The 21,243-nt window shown below is 63.7% G+C and carries 16 protein-coding genes; 12 read left to right on the top strand and 4 right to left on the bottom strand.

Annotated elements, in window-relative coordinates:
- Nucleotides 1-42 precede the first annotated feature (42 nt).
- A complete protein-coding gene (moaA, locus tag M2395_RS01920) occupies nucleotides 43-1,041 on the bottom strand; it encodes a GTP 3',8-cyclase MoaA (RefSeq protein WP_041752364.1) in 999 nt (332 codons plus the stop codon).
- A gap of 456 nt (nucleotides 1,042-1,497) precedes the next feature.
- On the opposite strand from moaA, the gene M2395_RS01915 reads away from it, so the two are divergent.
- The 5 genes from M2395_RS01915 (at nucleotide 1,498) to M2395_RS01895 (ending at nucleotide 6,662) form a co-directional block, all read left to right on the top strand.
- The gene (locus M2395_RS01915; protein ID WP_053152590.1) at nucleotides 1,498-3,822 is read left to right on the top strand and encodes an FdhF/YdeP family oxidoreductase; all 2,325 of its coding nucleotides are present in this window, start codon (nucleotides 1,498-1,500) and stop codon (nucleotides 3,820-3,822) included.
- Nucleotides 3,823-3,950: 128 nt separating this feature from the next.
- Nucleotides 3,951-5,372, top strand: coding sequence for a cytochrome ubiquinol oxidase subunit I (locus M2395_RS01910; protein ID WP_053159353.1), 1,422 nt, complete (start codon nucleotides 3,951-3,953; stop codon nucleotides 5,370-5,372).
- Nucleotides 5,373-5,388: 16 nt separating this feature from the next.
- Nucleotides 5,389-6,405, top strand: coding sequence for a cytochrome d ubiquinol oxidase subunit II (gene cydB / locus M2395_RS01905; protein WP_015636145.1), 1,017 nt, complete (start codon nucleotides 5,389-5,391; stop codon nucleotides 6,403-6,405).
- Nucleotides 6,392-6,523 (top strand): hypothetical protein, encoded by a 132-nt coding sequence (locus tag M2395_RS01900; protein ID WP_015636146.1) that lies wholly within the window; start codon nucleotides 6,392-6,394, stop codon nucleotides 6,521-6,523. The genes cydB and M2395_RS01900 overlap by 14 nt, the downstream gene beginning before the upstream one ends.
- The gene (locus M2395_RS01895) at nucleotides 6,516-6,662 is read left to right on the top strand and encodes a DUF2474 domain-containing protein (protein ID WP_011062008.1); all 147 of its coding nucleotides are present in this window, start codon (nucleotides 6,516-6,518) and stop codon (nucleotides 6,660-6,662) included. Before M2395_RS01900 ends, M2395_RS01895 begins: the two co-directional genes overlap by 8 nt.
- A 58-nt stretch (nucleotides 6,663-6,720) precedes the next feature.
- On the opposite strand, the gene M2395_RS01890 is transcribed toward M2395_RS01895, so the two are convergent.
- From M2395_RS01890 to M2395_RS01880, 3 genes are all read right to left on the bottom strand, one after another.
- Nucleotides 6,721-7,695: a Dyp-type peroxidase gene (locus M2395_RS01890; protein WP_015636148.1), complete on the bottom strand. Its 975-nt coding sequence runs from the start codon at nucleotides 7,693-7,695 to the stop codon at nucleotides 6,721-6,723.
- A gap of 319 nt (nucleotides 7,696-8,014) precedes the next feature.
- Nucleotides 8,015-10,288 (bottom strand): FdhF/YdeP family oxidoreductase, encoded by a 2,274-nt coding sequence (locus M2395_RS01885; protein ID WP_011062010.1) that lies wholly within the window; start codon nucleotides 10,286-10,288, stop codon nucleotides 8,015-8,017.
- A 251-nt stretch (nucleotides 10,289-10,539) separates the two neighbouring features.
- The gene (locus tag M2395_RS01880) at nucleotides 10,540-11,433 is read right to left on the bottom strand and encodes a DMT family transporter (RefSeq protein WP_123430514.1); all 894 of its coding nucleotides are present in this window, start codon (nucleotides 11,431-11,433) and stop codon (nucleotides 10,540-10,542) included.
- A gap of 132 nt (nucleotides 11,434-11,565) precedes the next feature.
- On the opposite strand from M2395_RS01880, the gene M2395_RS01875 reads away from it, so the two are divergent.
- The 7 genes from M2395_RS01875 to M2395_RS01845 all read left to right on the top strand — a co-directional run bounded on the left by M2395_RS01875 (nucleotide 11,566) and on the right by M2395_RS01845 (nucleotide 21,237).
- The gene (locus tag M2395_RS01875; RefSeq protein ID WP_011062012.1) at nucleotides 11,566-12,003 is read left to right on the top strand and encodes an Lrp/AsnC family transcriptional regulator; all 438 of its coding nucleotides are present in this window, start codon (nucleotides 11,566-11,568) and stop codon (nucleotides 12,001-12,003) included.
- Between the two features lie 305 nt (nucleotides 12,004-12,308).
- Nucleotides 12,309-12,950, top strand: a complete 642-nt coding sequence (locus M2395_RS01870) for a response regulator (RefSeq protein WP_077934451.1) — start codon at nucleotides 12,309-12,311, stop codon at nucleotides 12,948-12,950.
- A gap of 35 nt (nucleotides 12,951-12,985) precedes the next feature.
- A complete protein-coding gene (locus M2395_RS01865) occupies nucleotides 12,986-16,642 on the top strand; it encodes an ATP-binding protein (RefSeq protein ID WP_123430513.1) in 3,657 nt (1,218 codons plus the stop codon).
- Between the two features lie 123 nt (nucleotides 16,643-16,765).
- Nucleotides 16,766-18,295: an N-acetylglucosamine-binding protein GbpA gene (gbpA, locus tag M2395_RS01860; RefSeq protein ID WP_072449898.1), complete on the top strand. Its 1,530-nt coding sequence runs from the start codon at nucleotides 16,766-16,768 to the stop codon at nucleotides 18,293-18,295.
- A gap of 318 nt (nucleotides 18,296-18,613) precedes the next feature.
- On the top strand, nucleotides 18,614-20,134 hold the full coding sequence (gene gbpA, locus M2395_RS01855; RefSeq protein WP_123430512.1) for an N-acetylglucosamine-binding protein GbpA: 1,521 nt from the start codon (nucleotides 18,614-18,616) through the stop codon (nucleotides 20,132-20,134).
- Between the two features lie 66 nt (nucleotides 20,135-20,200).
- Nucleotides 20,201-20,707, top strand: coding sequence for a cytochrome b (locus M2395_RS01850; protein WP_123430511.1), 507 nt, complete (start codon nucleotides 20,201-20,203; stop codon nucleotides 20,705-20,707).
- Nucleotides 20,704-21,237 carry a type II secretion system protein N gene (locus M2395_RS01845; RefSeq protein ID WP_065363300.1) on the top strand — a complete coding sequence of 178 codons (534 nt, stop codon included), beginning with the start codon at nucleotides 20,704-20,706 and terminating at the stop codon, nucleotides 21,235-21,237. Before M2395_RS01850 ends, M2395_RS01845 begins: the two co-directional genes overlap by 4 nt.
- Nucleotides 21,238-21,243 lie beyond the last annotated feature (6 nt).

Raw genomic sequence — 21,243 nt, 5'->3', positions numbered from 1 at the left:
GGTAGAACCTTTGCACAATGAAAAGCCGTGATGAGCAGCGGTTCAGCCGCCGGTCATGTTCATGAAGCGCACCACCTGCACCTCGTCGTTGAGTTCGAAGTGATGGCTGTAGGGCTTGAGCTTCATCGCCTCGACTATGGCCCGCTGCAGGCGCCCGGTATCGCCGGGGTGAGCGCGCAGCACGGCCTTGAGGTCCACCGAGTGCTCGTTGCCCAGGCACAGCAGCAAGCGGCCTTCGACGGTCAGGCGCACGCGGTTGCAGGTGCCGCAGAAGTTGTGGCTGTGGGGCGAGATGAACCCCAGGCGAATGTGCGGCGCCTCGGCCAGGCGCCAGTAGCGCGACGGGCCCTGGGTCGACTCGGCGGACTCGATCAGGGTGTAGCGCTCGGCGATCCGCTCGCGAACCCGGGCACTGGAAAAGAACGCATCGCTGCGGCTGTGTTCGCTGATGGTGCCCAGGGGCATTTCCTCGATAAAGGAGATGTCCAGGCCGCGGTCGATGGCAAAGGCCACCAGTTCGTTGATCTGCTGGTCGTTGCGCCCCTTCATCACCACACAGTTGAGCTTGGTGCGCTCAAAGCCGGCGGCAATCGCCGCGTCGATGCCGGCAACCACCTGGCCCAGCTCGCCGGTGCGGGTCAGCTGCCGAAACAGGGTCGGGTCCAGGCTGTCGAGGCTGATGTTCAGGCGCTTGACCCCGGCGTCGAACAGCGGCGCGGCCAGCTTGCCCAGTTGCGAGCCGTTGGTGGTCATGCACAGCTCCCGCAGCCCGGGCAGCCGGGCAATGTCCCGGCACAGCTGGACCACCCCGGGGCGGATCAGCGGCTCGCCGCCAGTGAGGCGGATCTTGCGGGTGCCCAGGGCCACGAAACGTTCGGCCAGCTGGTACAGCTCTTCCAGGGTAAGAATGCGTTGGCGCGGCAGGAACTGCATGTCCTCGGCCATGCAATACACACAGCGGAAATCGCAGCGGTCGGTCACCGACATGCGCAGATAGTCGACCCGCCGAGCGAAGCCATCGAGCAATACCTGATCTGACATCCGAGCCTCTTTCGACGGTGGGAATCCATCGCGATTAGTTGAAGTTCTTCCACACAAGCACATGCAGAAGGTGTTATTGGCGGCAAGATTAAAAGCCATTAAAAGCCCCGTCCAATCGCTATTAACAACTGGCTGATCAATACAATCTATCGCTCCTCAAATCGCTTCCCACAAAGACCGAAACAAACAATCAACCATTTGATATATATAGGTTTTTAACGGTGATAGAGGCTTTCGATCAGCCGGTCATTAATTGCGATTAGACAGCGGCCACGGGTGACGAATAGGCTTTATTCGTGGCCCATATAACGAGCCCTGAAAGTTACTCCACGCCAATAAGCAATACCGAACTCAAACAAGTTCACAACAACCGCATTTAGCCTGTGCAGTCAAACAATCACTGACATCGATTCAATGTCGGCCGGTTGCCTGCGTGCGCTGTATTGGAGAAATATCATGAGCGAAGTTGATCGATACAAACCCTACAAGGGCGCCGCTGCCGGTTGGGGGGCGCTGATCGCAGTGACCAAGAACTGGCTGGGCAGCGAGAATGCCTTCAAGAACATCCGCGCCATGCTCAAGACCAACCAGAACGGCGGCTTCGACTGCCCCGGCTGCGCCTGGGGCGAGTCGCCGGAAAACGGCATGGTCAAGTTCTGCGAGAACGGCGCCAAGGCGGTCAACTGGGAAGCCACCGGGCGCCTGGTGAACCCGGCCTTTTTCAACAAATACACGGTCTCGGCCCTGGCCGCGCAGAGCGACTACTGGCTCGAGTACCAGGGCCGCCTGACCCACCCCATGCGCTATGACGCCACCCAGGACCGCTATGTGGAAACCACCTGGGACGAAGCCTTCGACCTGATTGCCAGCCACCTCAAGGGCCTGGACTCGCCCAACCAGGCGGAGTTCTACACCTCCGGCCGGGCCAGCAACGAGGCGGCCTACCTGTACCAACTGTTCGTGCGCGCCTATGGCACCAACAACTTCCCCGACTGCTCCAACATGTGCCACGAGGCCAGTGCCGTGGGTATGTTCGAAAGCGTCGGCGTGGGCAAGGGCACGGTGGTGTTCCATGACCTGGAACAGGCCGACGCGATCTTCGTCATCGGCCAGAACCCCGGCACCAACCACCCGCGGATGCTCGAGCCACTGCGCGAGGCGGTGAAACGCGGTGCCCAGGTGATCTGCTTCAACCCGCTCAAGGAACGTGGCCTGGAGCGTTTCCAGCATCCGCAGCACCCGCTGGAGATGCTCACCAACGGCTCCGAGCCCACCTCCTCGGCCTACTTCCGCCCGGCCCTGGGCGGCGACATGGCGGCCTTTCGCGGCATAGCCAAGTTCCTCCTGCGCTGGGAGCGCGAAGCCCTGGCCAACAATGGCGAAGCGGTGTTCGACCGGGCCTTCATCGCCGAACACACCTCGGGCCTGGACAGCTACCTGGCCGAAGTCGATGCCACGTCCTGGAACCACATCGTCGAGCAGTCCGGCCTGAGCCTGGCCGACATCGAGCTGGCCGCGCGCATGTACCGCAAGGCCAAGCGCGCGATCATGTGCTGGGCCATGGGCCTGACCCAGCACACCCACTCGGTGCCAACCATCCAGGAAGTGATCAACGTGCTGTTGCTGCGGGGCAATATCGGCCGTCCCGGCGCCGGCCTGTCGCCGGTGCGCGGCCACAGCAACGTGCAGGGCGATCGCACCATGGGCATCAACGAACTGGCGCCCACCGAGCTGCTGGATGCCCTTGAGGCGCGCTTCGGCTTCAAGCCGCCCCGGGAGCACGGGCACAACACGGTGATGGCGATCTCGGCCATGGAACAGGGCCGGGCCAAGGTGTTCATCGGCCTGGGGGGCAACTTTGCCCAGGCCACCCCGGACACCCCGCGCACCCACGCTGCCCTGCGCAACTGCGAGCTCACCGTGCACATCGCCACCAAGCTCAACCGCAGCCACCTGGTGACCGGGCGCGAGGCGCTGATCCTGCCGTGCCTGGGCCGCACCGATATCGACATCCAGGCCAACGGCCCGCAAGGCATCACCGTGGAAGACACCTTCAGCATGGTGCATATCTCCCACGGCCAGCTCAAACCCAAGTCGCCGCACCTGCGTTCGGAACCGGCGATCATCGCCGGCATCGCCAACGCCACCCTGGGCCAGCACCCCATCGACTGGCTGTGGGCGATCGAAGACTACGGGCGCATCCGCGACCTGATCGCCGACACCATCCCCGGTTTTTCCGACTTCAACCTCAAGCTGCTCAACCCCGGCGGCTTCCACCTGGGCAACGACGCCAGCCAACGGCGCTGGAACACCGCCACCGGCAAGGCGCGGTTCATCCCCAGCGAGCTGCCGGAACACCTGGTCAGCGCCGGGGTGCGCAAGCTCAAGGTCAAGCCCGACCTGATCCTGCAGACCATGCGTTCCCACGACCAGTACAACACCACCCTGTATGGCCTGGACGACCGCTATCGCGGGGTCTACGGCATGCGCGAGGTGCTGTTCGCCAACGAGGACGACATCCGCCGGCTGGGCTACGAGCCGGGGCAGAAGGTCGACATCGTGTCGCTGTGGGATGACGGCCGGGAACGCCGGGTCAGCGGTTTCACCCTGATCGCCTACGACATTCCCGCCGGCCAGTCGGCCGCCTACTACCCGGAGACCAACCCCCTGGTGCCCCTGGAAAGCTACGGCGACCGCACCTACACGCCGACCTCCAAGTTCATCGCCATCCGCCTGGAGCCGGCGGCGGCCAGCAACCTGATCCAGTCCGTCGGCGTTTGACCCGGCCGGAGCGGCCAAGGCGCCGCTCCAGCCTACCCCGCGCAGCCTTTTGCCGTACGCCGCGAACCCGGGTTCACGGCGGCCGGAAGGCGCCTGCGCGGGCCCCCAGCCATTACGAGGGTTTCGTCATGTTTCATCTACAGGCACTCGACCTGGCGCGCATCCAGTTCGCGTTCACGGTCTCGTTCCACATCATCTTTCCCGCCATCACCATCGGCCTGGCCAGTTTCCTGGCGGTGCTCGAAGGCTTGTGGCTCAAGACCCACAACAGCACCTACAAGGACCTGTACCACTTCTGGTCGAAGATTTTCGCCGTCAACTTCGGCATGGGCGTGGTTTCCGGGCTGGTCATGGCCTACGAGTTCGGCACCAACTGGAGCCGCTTCTCGGACTTCGCCGGGAGTATCACCGGCCCTCTGCTGACCTATGAAGTGCTGACCGCGTTCTTCCTCGAAGCGGGCTTTCTCGGGGTCATGCTGTTCGGCTGGAACCGGGTGGGTCGCGGGCTGCACTTTTTCGCCACGGTGATGGTGGCCATCGGCACCCTGATCTCGACCTTCTGGATCCTCGCCTCCAACAGCTGGATGCAGACGCCCCAGGGCTTCTCCATCGTCGATGGGCGGATCATGCCCATGGACTGGCTGGCGATCGTCTTCAACCCGTCCTTCCCCTTCCGCCTGATGCACATGGCGATTGCCGCATTCGTCGCCACGGCGTTCTTCGTCGGATCGAGCGCCGCCTGGCACCTGCTGCGGGGCAACGACACGCCGCCGGTGCGCAAGATGCTGTCGATGGCGCTGTGGATGGCGCTGATCGTGGCACCGATCCAGGCGGTGGTCGGTGACGCCCATGGCCTGAACACCCTGGAGCACCAGCCGGCGAAGATCGCTGCCATCGAAGGCCACTGGGAAAACCACGGCAGCGAACCCTCGCCCCTGGTGCTGTTCGGCATTCCCAACATGGACGGCGAGAAAACCGACTACGCCGTGGAAGTGCCCTACCTGGGCAGCCTGATCCTGACCCACAGCCTGGATAAGCAGATCCCGGCGCTCAAGAGCTTCCCCAAGGAAGACCGTCCCAACTCGGCCATCGTGTTCTTCAGCTTCCGCATCATGGCCGGCCTGGGCATGTTGATGATCCTCACCGGGTTGCTGGGCCTGCTGCTGCGACGCAACGGCGCGCTGTACCGCAACCGCCTGTTCCTGCGCCTGGTGCTGTGGATGGGCCCCACCGGCCTGATCGCCATGCTGGCGGGCTGGATCACCACCGAAGTCGGGCGCCAGCCCTGGGTGGTGTACGGCCTGCTGCGCACCAGCGACGCCGCCTCCAACCACAGCGTGGCGCAACTGAGCATCTCCCTGGCGCTGTTCGTGGTGATCTACTTCTCGGTGTTCGCCGTGGGCATCGGCTACATGATGAAGCTGGTGCGCAAGGGCCCGCAGCCCCACCACGAGCATCCGCCCAGCACTGCGCCCGGCCAGGAGCCGACTCCGCGCCGGCCGCTGTCGGCCATCCCCGAGACCTTCGCCACCGGCGACCACCACCTCTGAAACAAGGGCAACCAACATGACGATTCAAGGCATAGACCTGTCATTGATCTGGGGCGTGATCATCGCCTTCGGGGTGATGATGTACGTGATCATGGACGGCTTCGACCTGGGGCTGGGGATCCTCTTTCCGCTGATCCCCGATGCCCGGGAGCGGGACGTGATGATGAACACCGTGGCCCCGGTGTGGGACGGTAACGAGACCTGGCTGATCCTCGGTGGCGCGGCGCTGTACGGCGCCTTTCCCCTGGCCTATTCGGTGATCCTGGAGGCCCTGTACCTGCCGCTGATCTTCATGCTCGCAGGGCTGATCTTCCGCGGCGTGGCCTTCGAGTTCCGCTTCAAGGCCAGCCCCGAGAAACGGCACATCTGGGATTGGGCGTTCATCGGCGGCTCACTGCTGGCGACCCTGTGCCAGGGCATCGTGATCGGCACCTATATCAGCGGCATCCCGGTGGTCGATCGGCAGTTCGCCGGCGGCACCCTGGACTGGCTGGCGCCCTTCCCGCTGTTCTGCGGCCTGGGGCTGATCGTGGCCTATGCGCTGCTGGGCAGCACCTGGCTACTGGTCAAGACCGAAGGCATGCTCGAAGCGCGCATGCGCCACTACACCCGGCCCCTGGCGTTCGCGCTGACCGCGGTGGTGGCGGTGCTCTGCGTGTGGACCGCGCTGCTGCACCCGGAGATCGCCAACCGCTGGTTCAGCCATGCCCATATCGTGATCTTCGGTGCGCTGCTAGTGCTGGGGCTGGCGGCACTGTGCGGGCTCCTGGGCACTTTGCGCCAGCACCATTCCCACTGGCCGTTCGTGTTCACCCTGGTGCTGGTGTTCCTCGGCTACATCGGCCTGGCGTTCAGCATCTGGCCGAACATAGTGCCGCCGTCCATCAGCCTGTGGGAGGCGGCTTCACCGCTGTCCAGCCAGCTGTTCATCCTGATCGGCACCCTGTTCATCCTGCCGGTCATCCTGATGTACACCTGCTGGAGCTACTACGTGTTCCGCGGCAAAGTGAGGATTGGCGATGGCTACCATTGATCGAGCTACACCCCTGCCCTGGCACAAGGCTGTGGCGCAACTGAGCCTGCTGTTCATCGGCGCACTGCTGATGCTCGCCTGCAGCGGCGCACTGATGCTGGAGCTGGCGCATGGATAGGCTATCGACGCGGCCGGCATCCACCTGGCAGCGGTTGCTGTGGATGGGGGGTATCTGGCTGGCCAGTGTGGTGGGCCTGGGGCTGGTGGCCGGCGTGTTGCGGCTGCTGATGCAAGCCGCCGGCATGCACAGCCACTGAGCAGGGGCGATAACGCCTGCAACCCCGGCCCGCAATAGCGGGCCGGTTTTTTTTGCGCCTACAGGCCGGTGGGCGCGCGCTCGGCCAGGTCTTCCAGCAGGTCGGCGGAGGGCACGAAGAACAGCCCGCCGGTGACCGCGGTGCTGAAGTCCAGCAGGCGATCGTAGTTGCCTGCAGGGCGGCCGACGAACATGTTCTCCAGCATCTGCTCCACCGGCCGTGGCGAGCGGGCGTAGCCGATGAAATAGGTGCCGAATTCCCCGGCGCCCGGGCGGCCGAACGGCATGTTGTCGCGCAGGATCTTCACCTCCTCGCCGTTCTCTTCCAGGGTGGTCAGGGAGCTGTGTGAGCAGCTGGGTTTCACTGCATCGTCGAGTTCGATATCCGACAGTTTGGTGCGGCCGATGATGCGCTCCTGGGCCTCCACCGTCAGTTCGTTCCAGGCGGTCATGTTGTGCAGGTACTTCTGCACCAGCACGTAGCTGCCATTGCAGAACTGCGGGTCCTCGTCCCCCACCAGGGTGAAATCCACCGCCTCGCGGCCTTCCGGGTTCTCGGTGCCGTCGACGAAGCCGACCATGCTGCGCATGTCGAAATAGCGGAAGCCCTGGACCTCGTCCACCACCTTGATCGAATCCCCCAGGGGCTTGAGCAACTGCGTGGCCAACTCGAAGCACAGGTCCATCTGTTCGGCACGGATGTGCAGCAGCAGGTCGCCGGGAGTCGATGGCGCGCGGCGCCCCTCCACGCCCACCTCGATGAACGGGTGCAGCGACGCCGGGCGCGGGCCACCGAACAGACGGTCCCAGGCGCTGGAGCCAAAACCGCAGACACAGGACAGATTGCCCCCCGGGACGCGCTTGCCCACCGAACGGGTTAAGGCGGCGATATCGGCGCACCAGTCGCGCACGGTTTGCGCGGCAGCGGCGCCGGGCGCCAGGGTGGCGACGATGAAGATCGCGCTACGGGTGATGGGATTGCAGATGGCTTGGGGCTCGGGCTTGCGCTCGGCCAGGGAGGACGGCTGGGTCATTATGGGTTCCACAGGCTGCGGTCGGAAAAATCACCGACAGGAAAATAGCAGATTGTGACCGTGGCAAGGGAGATTGCTCCCCCTGGAAGGTGCCGCCCTCCCATTCACCGAATCCCCGGGCCATCAAGCATCTCTGGCCTCCCACAGCGCACGACCCTGTAGCCGCTGCCGCAGGCTGCGAGGCTGCGCAAAGGACCGCAGGGCCTTGCTTGGCGATCTACCGCCGGGCATCAGCGTTTTCCGGATCGCCGCGGCCGCTACGCGACCGTGCGCAGCCTGCGGCAGCGGCTGCACGAGTCGCGAGGCGCTGTGGCTCCGCTCAAGCGGGGCTTGAGCGCAACACTCGCACCGGCACCGATTTGTAGGACGGCGTGCCGCTGTCCACGTCCAGGTAGTCCAGGGGCACCAGGCGGTTGGCTTCGGGGTAGTAGGCGCCCACCGTGCCATTGGCGATCTTGTATTCGATGGCGGTGATCTTCTCGTAGCGCAGCCGGCGCCCGCCGATCACCGTTTCGATGTCCACCAGGTCGCCATGGGCCAGGCCCCGGGCGGCCAGGTCCGCCGGGCTGATGAACAGTACGTCGCGGCGGCCGAACACCCCGCGATAGCGGTCGTCCAGGGCGTAGATGGTGGTGTTGTACTGGTCGTGGCTGCGCAGGGTGATCAGCCGCAGCACATCGGCGCCGTCCACTTCCTTGTCCTCATGCAGCCCGGGAAAGACGAAGAATTCGGCCTTGCCCGAGGGCGTCAGCCACTGCCGCTCGGCTGCCGCCAGGGGCATGCGGAAACCACCCGGCACGCGAATGCGGGCGTTGTAGTCGTCAAAGCCGGGCACGGTCTGTTCGATCAGGTCGCGGATCTTGTCGTAGTCGGCCACCAGCTCCAGCCAGGGCACGCGGCTGCCCGGCAGGGTGGCCCGGGCCATGCCGGCGACGATCGCCGGTTCCGACAGCAAAAACTCGGAGGCCGGCGCCAGCTTGCCGGCCGAGGCATGCACCATGGACATCGAGTCTTCGACGGTGATCGCCTGACGCAGGCCGTCCTGCATATCCAGCTCGGTACGGCCCAGGCAGGGAAAGAGGAAGGTTTCCCGGGCCACCAGCAGGTGGCTGCGGTTGAGCTTGGTGGCGATGTGCACGCTCAGGTCCAGCTTGCCCATGGCCGGGAAGCACTGGCCCGGGTCCGGCAGGGCCACGGCAAAGTTGCCCCCCAGACACAGCAGGGCCTTGGCGCTGCCGGCGATCATCGCCTGCATGGCTTGCACCGCATCGTGACCGTGATGCGCCGGCGGGGTGAAGCCGAAGGTCTGCTGCAGCTTGTCGAGAAAGGCCGGGGAAGGCTTCTCGGTAATGCCCACGGTGCGGTTGCCCTGCACGTTGGAGTGGCCGCGCAACGGGCAGATCCCCGCCCCCGGCTTGCCCAGGTTGCCCCGCAGCATCAGCAGGTCGCAGATCAGCCGGACATTGGCCGTGCCTTCGTTGTGCTGGGTGATGCCCATGCCGTAGGTGACGATGGTGGCGTTGGACTTGGCATAGGCCGCGGCGACCATTTCCAGGTCCGCCTGGTGCAGGCCGCTGGCCTGCTCGATGTCTGCCCAGGCGGTGGCATGCAGGTCCGCCGCCAGGGCCTCGAAGCCCTGGGTGTGCTCGGCGATGAATGCCTGGTCCAGGACTTGCCCCAGGCTGTCCTCCAGGGCCAGCAGCGCCTTCATGATGCCCTTGATCGCCGCCGCGTCGCCGCCGGCCTTGACCTGGAAGTACGACGAGGCGATGCGGGTGGAACCGTAGGTGGCCATCTCCACCATGTTCTGCGGGTCGGCGAACCGCTCCAGGGCGCGCTCGCGCAAAGGGTTGAAGACCATGATCGGCACCTTGCGCCGCGAAGCTTCATGCAGGGTGCCCATCATCCGCGGGTGGTTGGTGCCGGGGTTGTGGCCGATGGAGATGATCAGCTCGCAGAGGTCGAAGTCCTCCAGCGACACCGTGCCCTTGCCGATGCCAATGGACCGCGGCAGGCCGACGCTGGTGGGCTCGTGGCACATGTTCGAGCAGTCGGGAAAGTTGTTGCAGCCGTATTCCCGGGCGAACAGCTGGTACAGGTAGGCCGCTTCGTTGGACGCGCGCCCGGAGGTGTAGAACTCCACCTGCTCGGGCTGCAGGCTGCGCAGGATCTCGCCGATGCGGGCAAAGGCGTCCTGCCATGCCACAGGCTTGAAGGTGTCGCTGGCGCGGTCGTAGACCAGGGGCTCGGTCAGGCGCCCGAGGTCTTCGAGTTCGTAGTCCGAACGCTGCAGCAATGAGGTCACCGGATGCTGGGCGAAGAACGCCGGGGTTACCCGCTTGTTGGTGGCCTCCCAGGTCACCGCCTTGGCGCCGTTTTCACAGAACTGGAAGGTCGACTTGTGCTCCTTGTCCGGCCAGGCGCAGCCCGGGCAGTCGAAGCCGTCGGGCTGGTTGGTGCGCATCAGGGTCAGCGGCGCCTTGAGGGTGTCCATCTGCTCGCGCACCGCGGTCGCAGTGGCCTTGAGCGCGCCCCAGCCACCGGCGGGACCATCGTAGTTGCGGATTCCGGGAACCTTGCGTCGAGTACTCATGAGCGCTCCAGGGCCGGCCCGGCGCTGCACGACGCGAACCGGTGGTTGCGGGTGACCGAGGCGCGCCAGGGCAGGATGCCCAGGGGCCTGGATCAAGGGGCAAGCGCGCTGGAAAAGCCTCAGCGCAGGGTAAAATCTAGCCCTGCGGGTTGGCCTGTCAAGGCCAGGCGCCGACCGGTACAGGGCCCATGCCAGGGCCCCGGCCAGGCCCGAGGGAGCCTATTGCAGGCCCCCGCCAGAACCTGTAGCGCCTACTGCAAAACGCTGCGCCGGCGCTTGAGGGTCCAGCCCTGCTGCATGCCGGCCGCGGCCAGCAGGATCGCCCCCACGCCCACCCATTGCAGCAGCCCCAGGCGGTGCCCGAAGGCCACCCAGTCGACCAGGATCGCCGCAATCGGGTAGATGAACGACAAGGCGCCGGTCAGGGCCGTCGGCAGTTTCTGGATCGCCCCGTACAGCAGCACGTACATCACCCCGGTATGGAGAATGCCCAGGGTCAGCAGGCTGGCCCAGGCGCTGGCCTGCTGGGGTGGCGCGCCGAGGTTGGCCCAGGGCGCCAGCAACAGCACCCCGGTGCAGACCTGGATCAGGGCGATCAGGTGCGGCGGCGTGCTGCTCAGGCGCTTGATCAGCAGCGCGGCGAAGGCGTACAGCGCCGCCGCGCCCAGGGCCAGGGCAATGCCCAACAGGTAGTCGCCACCCTCCTCGCCCTGGCTGCCGTGGGCACTGACGATGGCCAGCATTCCGGCGAACGACAGGCCCAGCCAGAACAGCTTCTGCGGGGTGATCTTTTCTCCCAGGAACAACGCCCCGAGGGCCACCAGGATGAACGGCTGAACGTTGTACACCGCGGTGCCGATGGCGATCGAAGCCCGGGAGTAGGAACCGAACAGCAGCACCCAGTTGCCGACAATGGCCACGCCACTGAGCACCGCGAGGATCAAGGCGCGCTTGCTCAGAATGTTCTTACGCAAAAAGCCGAAAGCTCCACAAATCAGCAGCAAGGTCCCGGCGCCGAACAGGCACCTCCAGAACACCACATCCAGCACCGGTTGCCCGGACACCAGGACGAACCAGCCAATGGTTCCGGAAATCAGCATGGCAGCGGTCATTTCCAATGATCCGCGTCGGGTTTGTGCATCCATCATCAGGCTCCTTTGCAAGTGGGCAAATTATGCCCAGCCAGCAGAGCCCATCGCCAGATCAAAACCTGGGCTAGAATCGATTCAGACCTTTTTTATCAAGGCCAAAGAGCCCATTCACCTAACGAGATCGCCATGCTGGATGCCATCGACCAAACCCTGATCAGCGCCCTGATGCAAGACTCGCGACGCTCCCTCAAAGCCCTGGCGCAGATCAGCGGGCTGTCCGCTCCCAGCGTCTCGGAGCGCTTGCGCCGGCTGGAAGAACGCGGCGTGATCAGCGCCTATACCCTGGAGATCGACCCCAGGTTTCTCGGTTACCAGTTGCAGGCCATCGTCCGCATCCGCCCCTTGCCGGGCAAGTTGCAGGAGGTCGAACGGCAGATCCTCGCGATTGCCGAGTTCACCGAATGCGACAAGGTCACCGGCGACGACTGCTTCATTGCCCGTCTCCAGGTGCGCTCCATGGAACAACTGGACAGCCTGCTGGACCACCTCAATCACTACGCCGAAACCAACACCGCGATTGTCAAGAAATCGCCGATCAAACGGCGCCTGCCCCCTCTGGAATGAGCCCCATCCCGAAAGCGCCTTCAGGATTGAAAAACGCCAGAAACGAAGCAGAAAAGCACCGCTGAGAGCCCAATCTAGAGGCGTTTCACACTACAAATCAGCTACACATCCTACATATTTACAGGACATTTCTTAGCAAACATAAGACGATTCTTAAAAGCGCCTCAGCAGCTTTTTGACGCCAATTTCAGTGATACCCTGCGAAACCTCTGACGAACCCACTAGCAAAATGCCTACTCCAACCAAAGGAAGCCGGCGCTTTGCTGGGTGCTCATGCCTGTCGAAAAGCCGAGTAGCGAAAAACGATGTCGATCCGCGTCCAGATAGCCGATGACCATCCCCTGACCCTGATTGGGATACACACCCTGCTGGAGAACCGCGCCAACCTGGACGTGGTCGCCCAGGCCCACAGTGTTGAAGCCCTGCTGGAGAACCTGCAGCGTCACCCCTGCGACCTGCTGTTGACGGATCTGATGATGCCCGGCGGCGAGCAGGTGGACGGTATCCGCCTGATCCGCCGCTTGCGCACGCTGTACCCGCAGCTGGCGATCGTGGTGGTCACCATGCTCGACAACCCGGCGCTGATCAGCAGCGTGCTCAAGCTGGGCATCCAGGGCCTGGTGAGCAAGCGCGGCCTGCTCAACGACCTGCCCAAGGCCGTGGCGGCCAGCCCGCGTGCGCCTTTCGTCTCCGCGTCGATCCAGCACCTGCTGGATTCCAGCGCCGCGTTGCACGGCAAGCCGTTGCTGCAACCGGAGCAACTCTCGGCCCGGGAAGTCGAAGTACTACGCCTGTACGGCACCGGCATGAGCATCGGTGCCATTGCCCTGCATCTGTCCCGGAGCAAGCAGACCATCAGCACGCAAAAAAGCAGCGCCATGCGCAAGCTCGGCCTGGACACCTCTGCCAGCCTGTTCCTGTACATCCAGGAGCACGGCCTTTCCTGAGCTGCAAGCGCGGCACATCCCGGAGTCCCCCCTCTATGTATCTCTTTTCGCTTTCCTTCGTGCGCCGGAGGATGCAGCGCTTTTGCCTGCTGCTTATCCCGCTGGCCAGCCTGCCAACCCTGGCCACAGCCCACGCCGACAACCTGCCGCCAGCCACCCGGGACAGCAACCTGCCGCTGAACAAACTGTTGCAGCTGCGCGACAGTCTGCCGCGCAAGCGCCTCAAGGTGGCGCGGATCGTACCGCCGGATCGGCCCATGGAGAGCGCCGGCAATCAGGTCTTGAAGGCCATCTCCGACCAGTACCTGCAACTCATCGGTGAACAACTGGACCTGCACTTCGAAAACGTCGAGCTGCCTTCGCCCCAGGCGGCGGTGGATGCGCTGCTGGAGCAGCGGATCGACCTGCTGCCGAGGGCCAGCGATTTTGAAGCAGCCAATCCGGAGCTGCGCCTGAGCCTGCCCTATTTGCGCAACCAGCCCATCATTGTCGGCCGCTCCAGTGACCGCAGCCTGCCCCTGGACCTGCGAGGCAAGCAGGTGCTGGTGCTAAAGAACTACCTGGACAGCAATCGGGTCCGCAAGGCCTACCCCCTGAGCATACTGCGCGAGGTCAGTACCACGGCGCTGGCCTTCGAGCAGTTGGCCCGGGGCGAAGCGGACGCCTTCATCGGCGACCAGTTCCGCTCCGACTTGTACCTCCAGGCACGTACGGACCTGGCTCTGCACAACAAGTTTTCCGCACAACTGCCCGACACCGGCTTCGCCTTCGCCGTGCGCCGTGATGAACTCACCCTGCTGACCCTGCTCAACCATGCGCTGCAGAGCATTCCCGAGGCCCAGAAGCTCAAGCTCCAACAGCAGGCCAGCCACGGGCCGTTCCCCTACTCCCCGATCGACACGTTCATGCTCAGCCCCCAGGAACTGGGGTGGTTACAGGACCACGGGCAAATCAACTTGCTAGCCCATGAAGCGCCGCCATACCTGTATCGCACCAGCGACGGGCGCTGGTCCGGTCGCAGCGTCGAGCTGCTGCAGACCCTCGCCGATGCCTTTCGCCTGGAACTGAACATCGAGTCGAGCCAGTCCCGGTCCCACGACCTGGAGCAACTGGCCAGAGGCCACGTCGACCTGGCCAGCCGCCCGCGGGCGATTGCCGACGGCTCCCGCGGGATACGTTTCAGCCAGCCCTATGTCACCCGCAACTGGGCCTTCATCATCCGCAACGGAGACAGCTCCCCCAGTTCCCTGGAGGCCATGGAGGGGCACACCCTTTCGCTGCCGCGCCAGCACCCGCTGCTTGAACACTTGCGCCTGCGCTATCCGCAGATCCAACTGATGCTTACCGACAACTTCCAACAGGCCCTTGACCTGGTGCGCCTGCGTCGGGCCGACGCGACCCTGGACAGCCCCGCTAGCGACCCGATGCAGCCTGGCCCCGGCCTGCAATACGGCCTGTCGATCAAGGCCACGCCCAGCCCCCACCAGTTCGCCGTGGCCCAAGGCTCCGGCGAGTTGCTGGGTATCCTCGACAAGCTGCTGGACTCGTTGTCCCGCGCACCGCTGAGTGATATCCAGGTGGTGGCCGAACGCCCCCGGGAGAATTTCTGGGAATGGGCCGCAGAGCAGGCCTGGCACGTCGGCGTCGGGGCTCTGGTGATCTTCGCCCTGTTCCTGGTGTGGAACTGGCGGCTGAAGATCCAGGTCAAGGAACGGATCTGCGCCCAGACCCGGCTGCAGGACAAGCTGGCATTCCAATTTTCCCTGCTCAACGGTCTGCCGACGCCACTCTACGTCTGCGACCTGCATGGTCGCCTGAGCACCTGCAACCGCGCCTACGAGGAGTTCTTCAGCACCTCCCAGGAACAGGTAGAAGGCTGCCTGCCCACCGAACAACTGAACATGCCAGCGGAGTTCGCCCAGGTCCTGCAAGACGAGCACCAGCAACTGCTGCACAACCACCGGCCGCGCTTTCTCGACACCAGCCTGGTGATCAAGGGTGAACAACATTACCTGTACCAATGGCTGGTCCCCTTCTACAGCGCCCGGGGCCTGCTACAGGGACTGCTCGGCGGCTGGCTGGACATCTCCGAGCGCAAACACCTGGAAATCAAGTTGCGCGAAGCCAAGCAGGTGGCACTCAAGGCCAGCGCGGCCAAGAGCGAATTCCTGGCGTCCATGAGCCACGAGCTGCGCACTCCGCTCAACGCTCTGGTGGGCCTGCTGGAGCTGGAAACCAGCAGCCGCACCTTGCCATCGCACAACCTGCGGGTGGCCCAACAATCGGCGACTTCGATGATCGACCTGATCGGCAACATCCTCGACCTGGACAAGATCGAGAGCGGCCTGATGCAGCTGGCTGCGCACCCTACCGCGCTGGAGCCGTTGCTGACCAACAGCCTCGGCCTGTTTGCCGCCCAGGCGCGGGAGAAAAACCTGCAACTGCACTTCGACTACCATGCCGACCGCCAGCGCCTGTACTGGGTCGACTCGCTGCGCGTGCAGCAGATCTTCCATAACCTGATCAGCAATGCGCTGAAGTTCACCGACCAGGGCGGCATCCATGTCCGAGTCAGCGAAAGTGTCCTACGCGAAGGCGTCAGCCTGCTGACCCTGAGCGTCAGCGATACCGGGATCGGCATTCCCCTGGCCTTGCAGCCACTGATCTTCGAGCCCTATCGCCAGGCCAGCGCGCGCACCGCCCACCTCTACGGCGGCTCGGGCCTGGGCCTGAGCATCTGCAATCAGTTGACCCAGTTGATGGATGGGCATATCTGGCTGGAAAGCCAGCCCGGCCAGGGCTGCTGCGTGAGCGTGGAACTGCCCCTGAGCTGGCAATTGGCCCCAGGGCCAGTGGACGAGCCCCTGTTACCCGACCAGCAGGAGGCCAAGGCCCTGCGAGTCCTGGTGGTGGACGATGTGTCGACCAACGGCCTGGTGCTGACTCTGCAACTGGGTCGCCTGGGGCATCAGGCAGAACATGTGTGCAGCGGCGAACAGGCGTTGCTGGCCCTGAGCGAATCCACCTACGACGTGCTGATCAGCGACTGCAACATGCCGGGCATGGATGGCTACGCCCTGGCTCGCACCGTGCGCCAGGATGAACGGCGCCTGGGGCTGCCCCAGCGGCTGATCATCGGCTACACCGCCAGTGCCCTGAGCAATGAAGCCACCCAGTGCTCCAACGCCGGGATGAACGACCTGATGATCAAGCCGGTGACCTTGGCACGCCTGCAGGAAGTCCTGAACAACTACGCGCCGGTCGAGGAAGAGCCTCGGGATATTCGCGCCTTCAGCCTCGACCACCTGGATGAAGCAGGCCGGAACAGTTCGATCCTGCGCCGGCGCATTCTCCTTGAGCTGACCAAAAACCTGCAGCAAGAGATCCAGCAGATACGCGACACCGACCTGGCCGCCATGACGGAGACCATCGGTGACCTGAGCCACCGCCTGACCGGCGTGGCCTGTCTGATCGATGCCAGCGAAATGGCCGCGGCCTGCCAGGCCCTGCGCCAGGTCAACGTGCGTCAGCCACAGGCAGTCCGCCGTTGCCAGGCCGACCTGTTGCACAGCATGGAGCGCATCTTCGAACAGGCCAAGGCCGACCTGGCGGCCCTGCGCCAGCCCCTCCGGCCCTGGTCCAGGGGCATTGCTCGCGCGCCGCTGACTGACTCTCGTACTTGTCCCATGTGAAGTGGCGCCCGCCCTTCCTACCCTTGCGCTTGCTTTCGGGGGGCGCAAGACAGGGGTGCCAGCTGCACATCCTTCCCCACGATCGCGTGTTGAATCCAATAATTCCCAACTAAGGATCAATCGATGATCACGTTGCACCGAGCCCGTTCATTCCTCAAGCTTCCGCTGGCCATGGCCATCGGCATGGCTGCGCTCGCGGCTCAACAAGCCAGCGCTCACGGTTATATCGAGAGCCCGAAATCCCGCGCCTTCATGTGCCATACCAATGGTGGCAAGCTCAACGCCAACTGCGGCGCCGTGACCTATGAGCCACAAAGCACCGAGTACATCGGCCGCCCGGGGGAAGGGTCCATCTCGCACTTCCCAAGCAGCGCCCAGGCCTGCACTGGGGACTTCACCAAGTGCGGCCCGGCCAACGGCACCATCCCTGCCGGCGGCCTGGCGCGTTTCTCGGAGCTCAACGAGCAGACCGCCACGCGCTGGAGCAAGAACACCATCAAGCCGGGCCCGCAGACCTTTACCTGGCACTACACGGCGGCCCACTCCACCCGCTACTGGCAGTTCTACATCACCAAGAAAAACTGGAACCCCAACCAGCCACTGACCCGTGATTCGTTCGAAAGCACACCTCTGCTGGACGAGCCATGGCCAGCCCTGAACGCCCCGACCGCGGCGGGCGGCAAGACCAGGCACACCGTGAACATCCCGTCCGACCGCAGCGGTTACCACGTGCTGCTGGCGACCTGGAAAGTCCACGACACCGACGCCACTTTCTATCAGGTGGTCGACCTGAACATCGACAATGGCGCCACCATTCCGTCGACCTGGACCACTGTCGGCGCAGTTCAGCCTGAAGCCTTGAGCATCGGCGACAAGGTCAAGACCCGGGTGTTCAATGCCCAGGGCGAACAGGCCGCCAAGCAGATCGTGCTGCAAATCAGCTCCGCCGAACTGGCCAAGGCCGACGTCTGGCCGCACGAACTGGCCAAGAAGGTCAACGCTGCCAAGCAGGGCTACCAGATGGGCCTGCTCAACGACAAGGACGAAGTGCTACCCAACTTCGGCAAGAACGACATCCTGGTCAAGAAAGGCAGCGACATCGTCAACGTGATGATCGACAAGGAGCAGGCTGCCAAGCCGGGCGAACTGTCCATCACTGGCATGCAGTCCGAATACACCCTCAAGGACGGCAAGGTCGACCTGCACTTCAATGCCATCGCCAAGGGCGGCGACTACACCGTGAAAGCCACGGTGTACAACGCCAAGGGTGAAAGCGTGGCGTTCCAACAGGCTCCAGCCGGCAATACCCCGCACTTCTCCATGACGCTGACCGGTCAGAGCGCCGGCAAATACGACCTGGTCGTGGTAGCCACGTCGAAGAAAGGCGAAGTGCTGCAGCAGACTGCCAGCTTCTCCCTGAAACAGGAGGAAAGCGGCGGTGGCGGTGAGGGAGGCGGCAAGTACGATCACGTCTTCCCCCAAGGCTTGAGCACCTACAAGGCCGGCACCCTGGTGCTGCAACCCAAGGACGGCAATACCTACAAGTGCAAGCCCTTCCCCTACAGCGGCTACTGCGTGCAGTGGAAGGCCGGAGCGACGCATTACGAGCCAGGTACCGGTAGTCACTGGACCATGGCCTGGGATCGCCAGTAACCATCAGTGGTGAAGGTTTCACCTTGGAGCGTGGCATGTGAATGCCACGCTTTTTCTGCGTACAAAGCACGCTCCGTACCAGTGCTGGCAATCGCGCAAAAACGCGCGACAACGCCCGGCACGCCTGGCCCTTGCTGCCCAACAGCGCTAGCTGGCGACTCTCGTACTCGTCCCATGTCCCCTCCCAGACCCTGCCGCGTAGCCTGTGGTTGTTCCCAGGGCAGCTCTGGCACGGATGCCAACCGTCCCCTCAGATCGGTCCCCAGTGGCGCCCCCGAGAACTCCTGCATTTCCTTCTATCTGCTCAAGGATCTAACAATGATCAAATCCAACCGAGTTCGCTCGTTCTTCAAGCTGCCTCTGGTCCTGGCCATGAGCGTTGCCGGCGTTGCTGCTCAGCAAGCTTGCGCTCACGGCTACATCGAGAGCCCCAAGTCCCGTGCCTACATGTGCAACGAGAAAGGCCTGAACCAGAACAGCAACTGCGGAGCGGTGGCTTACGAGCCACAGAGCACCGAGTACATCGGCCGCAAGTTCGAAGGCGGCTTCTCGCACTTCCCAAGCGCCGCCCAGGCCTGTACCGGTGACTTCACCAAGTGCGGCCCGGCCAACGGCACCATTCCTGCCGGCGGCCTGGATCGTTTCTCCGCGATCAACGAACAAAGCAGTACTCGCTGGACCAAAAATACCATCAAGCCAGGCCCGCAGACCTTCGCCTGGAAGTACGCCGCTCCCCACGCCACTCGCTACTGGCAGTTCTACATCACCAAGAAAGACTGGAACCCCAACCAGCCACTGACCCGTGATTCCTTCGAAAGCACCCCACTGCTGGATGAGCCATGGCCAGCCCTCAACGTTCCGGCGAAAGCTGGAGAGACCACCAAGCACACCGTGAACATTCCGTCCGACCGCAGCGGCTACCACGTCGTGCTGGCGACCTGGAAAGTCCACGACACCGACGCCACCTTCTATCAAGTGGTCGACCTGAACATCGACAACGGTGCAGTCATTCCTTCGGGCTGGACCACTGTCGGCCAGGTCAACCCGGAAGCCTTGAGCATCGGCGACAAGGTCAAGACCCGGGTGTTCAATGCCCAGGGCGAACAGGCCGCCAAGCAGATCGTGCTGCAAATCAGCTCCGCCGAACTGGCCAAGGCCGACGTCTGGCCGCACGAACTGGCCAAGAAGGTCAACGCTGCCAAGCAGGGCTACCAGATGGGCCTGCTCAACGACAAGGACGAAGTGCTACCCAACTTCGGCAAGAACGACATCCTGGTCAAGAAAGGCAGCGACATCGTCAACGTGATGATCGACAAGGAGCAGGCTGCCAAGCCGGGCGAATTGTCCATCACTGGCATGCAGTCCGAATACACCCTCAAGGACGGCAAGGTCGACCTGCACTTCAACGCCATCGCCAAGGGCGGCGACTACACCGTGAAAGCCACTGTGTTCAACGCCAGAGGTGAAAGCGTCCTGTTCCAGGAAGCTCCAGCCGGCAACAACCCGCATTTCAGCATGACCCTCACCGGTCAGGGCGCCGGTCAGTACGACCTGGTCGTGGTTGCTACTTCGAAGAAAGGCGAAGTGCTGCAACAGACCGCCAGCTTCGCCCTGAAAGCCGAAAACGGCGGCGGCGAGCCAGGCCAGTACGACCACGTGTTCCCGCAAAGCCTGAAGTCCTACAAGGCTGGCACAGTGGTGCTGCAGCCCAAAGATGGCAACACCTACAAGTGCAAGACCGGCCCTGTTGCCGGCTGGTGCACCATCTGGACCAGCACTAACAACGCCTATGAACCAGGCGTAGGTTTCGCCTGGCAGCAGGCGTGGGACAAGAACTAAGCCACACCTTCGTTAACCCGAGCGTGGCGCTTGGCGCCACGCTTCCTTTTGCCAGTCATGCCCCCTATGTCTACTCGCAATTACTCCAGGCTTCATGTGCTGCTGCACTGGACCTTCGCCACCATCATCATCTGGGCAACGCTCAGTGGCTTCGGCAACGCCCTGCTCAACCTGCCCACCGTGATCGCCGACGGGATCAACTTCATCAACGTGTCGTTGACCTTCCTGCTGATTCCGCTGCTTGGCCTGCGAGTTGTGTGTGCCCTGGACCGCCAGGAACCGGCCTCCCCCCATCGGCTCGCCCGCCTGCTGGCCAAGGGCGGACACCTGGCGCTCTACCTCACGACCGGCCTGGTGCTGGCCACTGGCGTATTGATGATGGAACGCCCGATCAATGTCTTCGGCCTGCTGTCACTGCCCCAGCCGCTGCAGGAACCGCTGCTCACCGCCTTCTTCAATAGGGTGCACAAGTACGCCTGCGTCGTGCTGGCGCTGCTGGTGGTCGGGCATGTGGCAGCGGTGGTGATCCATCACTGGCGCGGTGAAAAACTCCTGCGGCACATGAGCCTATGAACCTCCTGCGCCGATGCCCACGCGCCGTTCTACAGATCGGCGCGTTGTCGTTGCTGGTGACCTGGCTGGGCTGGCTCGCCTACAACAGCTTCCTGTTCGCCCAGCGTCTGGACGAGACCGTGCGCCCAGGGCCCCTGGCCGTCAGCGAACCGCCGCGCCTGCCGCCGAACAACGCGGCCATAGCCCAACTGTTCGGTGTGCTGCCCCAGGAAGCCACCGGCAACCTGCCAAGAGTGCCGCTGACGCTGCTGGCCAGCCTGGTGGAACGTCGCCCGGAACTGTCCAGGGCGCTGATTGAATCCCCTGAGGGCAGCCGTTTCTATGGCATTGGCGAGCCCCTTCCCGGAGGTGGCAGCCTGCGCGAGATCAGCACCCAACAGGTGCGCATACAACGCTTTGGCGAAGACCAGTCGCTGTCTCTGGCCCACCACTCGACTCCCCTGCTGATGCCGTTGCCCATGGCCCCCGAAATGCCTCAAAGCACTGCTGTGCGGGCAGAAACCCACAACCTCGTTCAACCCTCTTTGTGACCCCCC

The sequence above is a fragment of the Pseudomonas sp. BIGb0176 genome (assembly GCF_024810175.1).
Classification (GTDB): Bacteria; Pseudomonadota; Gammaproteobacteria; order Pseudomonadales; family Pseudomonadaceae; genus Aquipseudomonas; species Aquipseudomonas protegens.
The sequence above is the reverse complement of the archived record's forward strand: the minus strand, read 5'-3'. Positions and strand labels throughout refer to the sequence as shown.

Coding starts and splice junctions, on each gene's coding strand:
- gbpA (WP_123430512.1), top strand. CDS start 18,614: ATGATCAAATCCAACCGAGTTCGCTCGTTCTTCAAGCTGCCTCTGGTC.
- M2395_RS01895 (WP_011062008.1), top strand. CDS start 6,516: ATGGATAGGCTATCGACGCGGCCGGCATCCACCTGGCAGCGGTTGCTG.
- M2395_RS01850 (WP_123430511.1), top strand. CDS start 20,201: ATGTCTACTCGCAATTACTCCAGGCTTCATGTGCTGCTGCACTGGACC.
- M2395_RS01900 (WP_015636146.1), top strand. CDS start 6,392: ATGGCTACCATTGATCGAGCTACACCCCTGCCCTGGCACAAGGCTGTG.
- M2395_RS01880 (WP_123430514.1), bottom strand. CDS start 11,433: ATGGATGCACAAACCCGACGCGGATCATTGGAAATGACCGCTGCCATG.
- M2395_RS01870 (WP_077934451.1), top strand. CDS start 12,309: ATGTCGATCCGCGTCCAGATAGCCGATGACCATCCCCTGACCCTGATT.
- M2395_RS01885 (WP_011062010.1), bottom strand. CDS start 10,288: ATGAGTACTCGACGCAAGGTTCCCGGAATCCGCAACTACGATGGTCCC.
- M2395_RS01890 (WP_015636148.1), bottom strand. CDS start 7,695: ATGACCCAGCCGTCCTCCCTGGCCGAGCGCAAGCCCGAGCCCCAAGCC.
- M2395_RS01865 (WP_123430513.1), top strand. CDS start 12,986: ATGTATCTCTTTTCGCTTTCCTTCGTGCGCCGGAGGATGCAGCGCTTT.
- moaA (WP_041752364.1), bottom strand. CDS start 1,041: ATGTCAGATCAGGTATTGCTCGATGGCTTCGCTCGGCGGGTCGACTAT.
- M2395_RS01915 (WP_053152590.1), top strand. CDS start 1,498: ATGAGCGAAGTTGATCGATACAAACCCTACAAGGGCGCCGCTGCCGGT.
- M2395_RS01910 (WP_053159353.1), top strand. CDS start 3,951: ATGTTTCATCTACAGGCACTCGACCTGGCGCGCATCCAGTTCGCGTTC.
- cydB (WP_015636145.1), top strand. CDS start 5,389: ATGACGATTCAAGGCATAGACCTGTCATTGATCTGGGGCGTGATCATC.
- gbpA (WP_072449898.1), top strand. CDS start 16,766: ATGATCACGTTGCACCGAGCCCGTTCATTCCTCAAGCTTCCGCTGGCC.
- M2395_RS01875 (WP_011062012.1), top strand. CDS start 11,566: ATGCTGGATGCCATCGACCAAACCCTGATCAGCGCCCTGATGCAAGAC.
- M2395_RS01845 (WP_065363300.1), top strand. CDS start 20,704: ATGAACCTCCTGCGCCGATGCCCACGCGCCGTTCTACAGATCGGCGCG.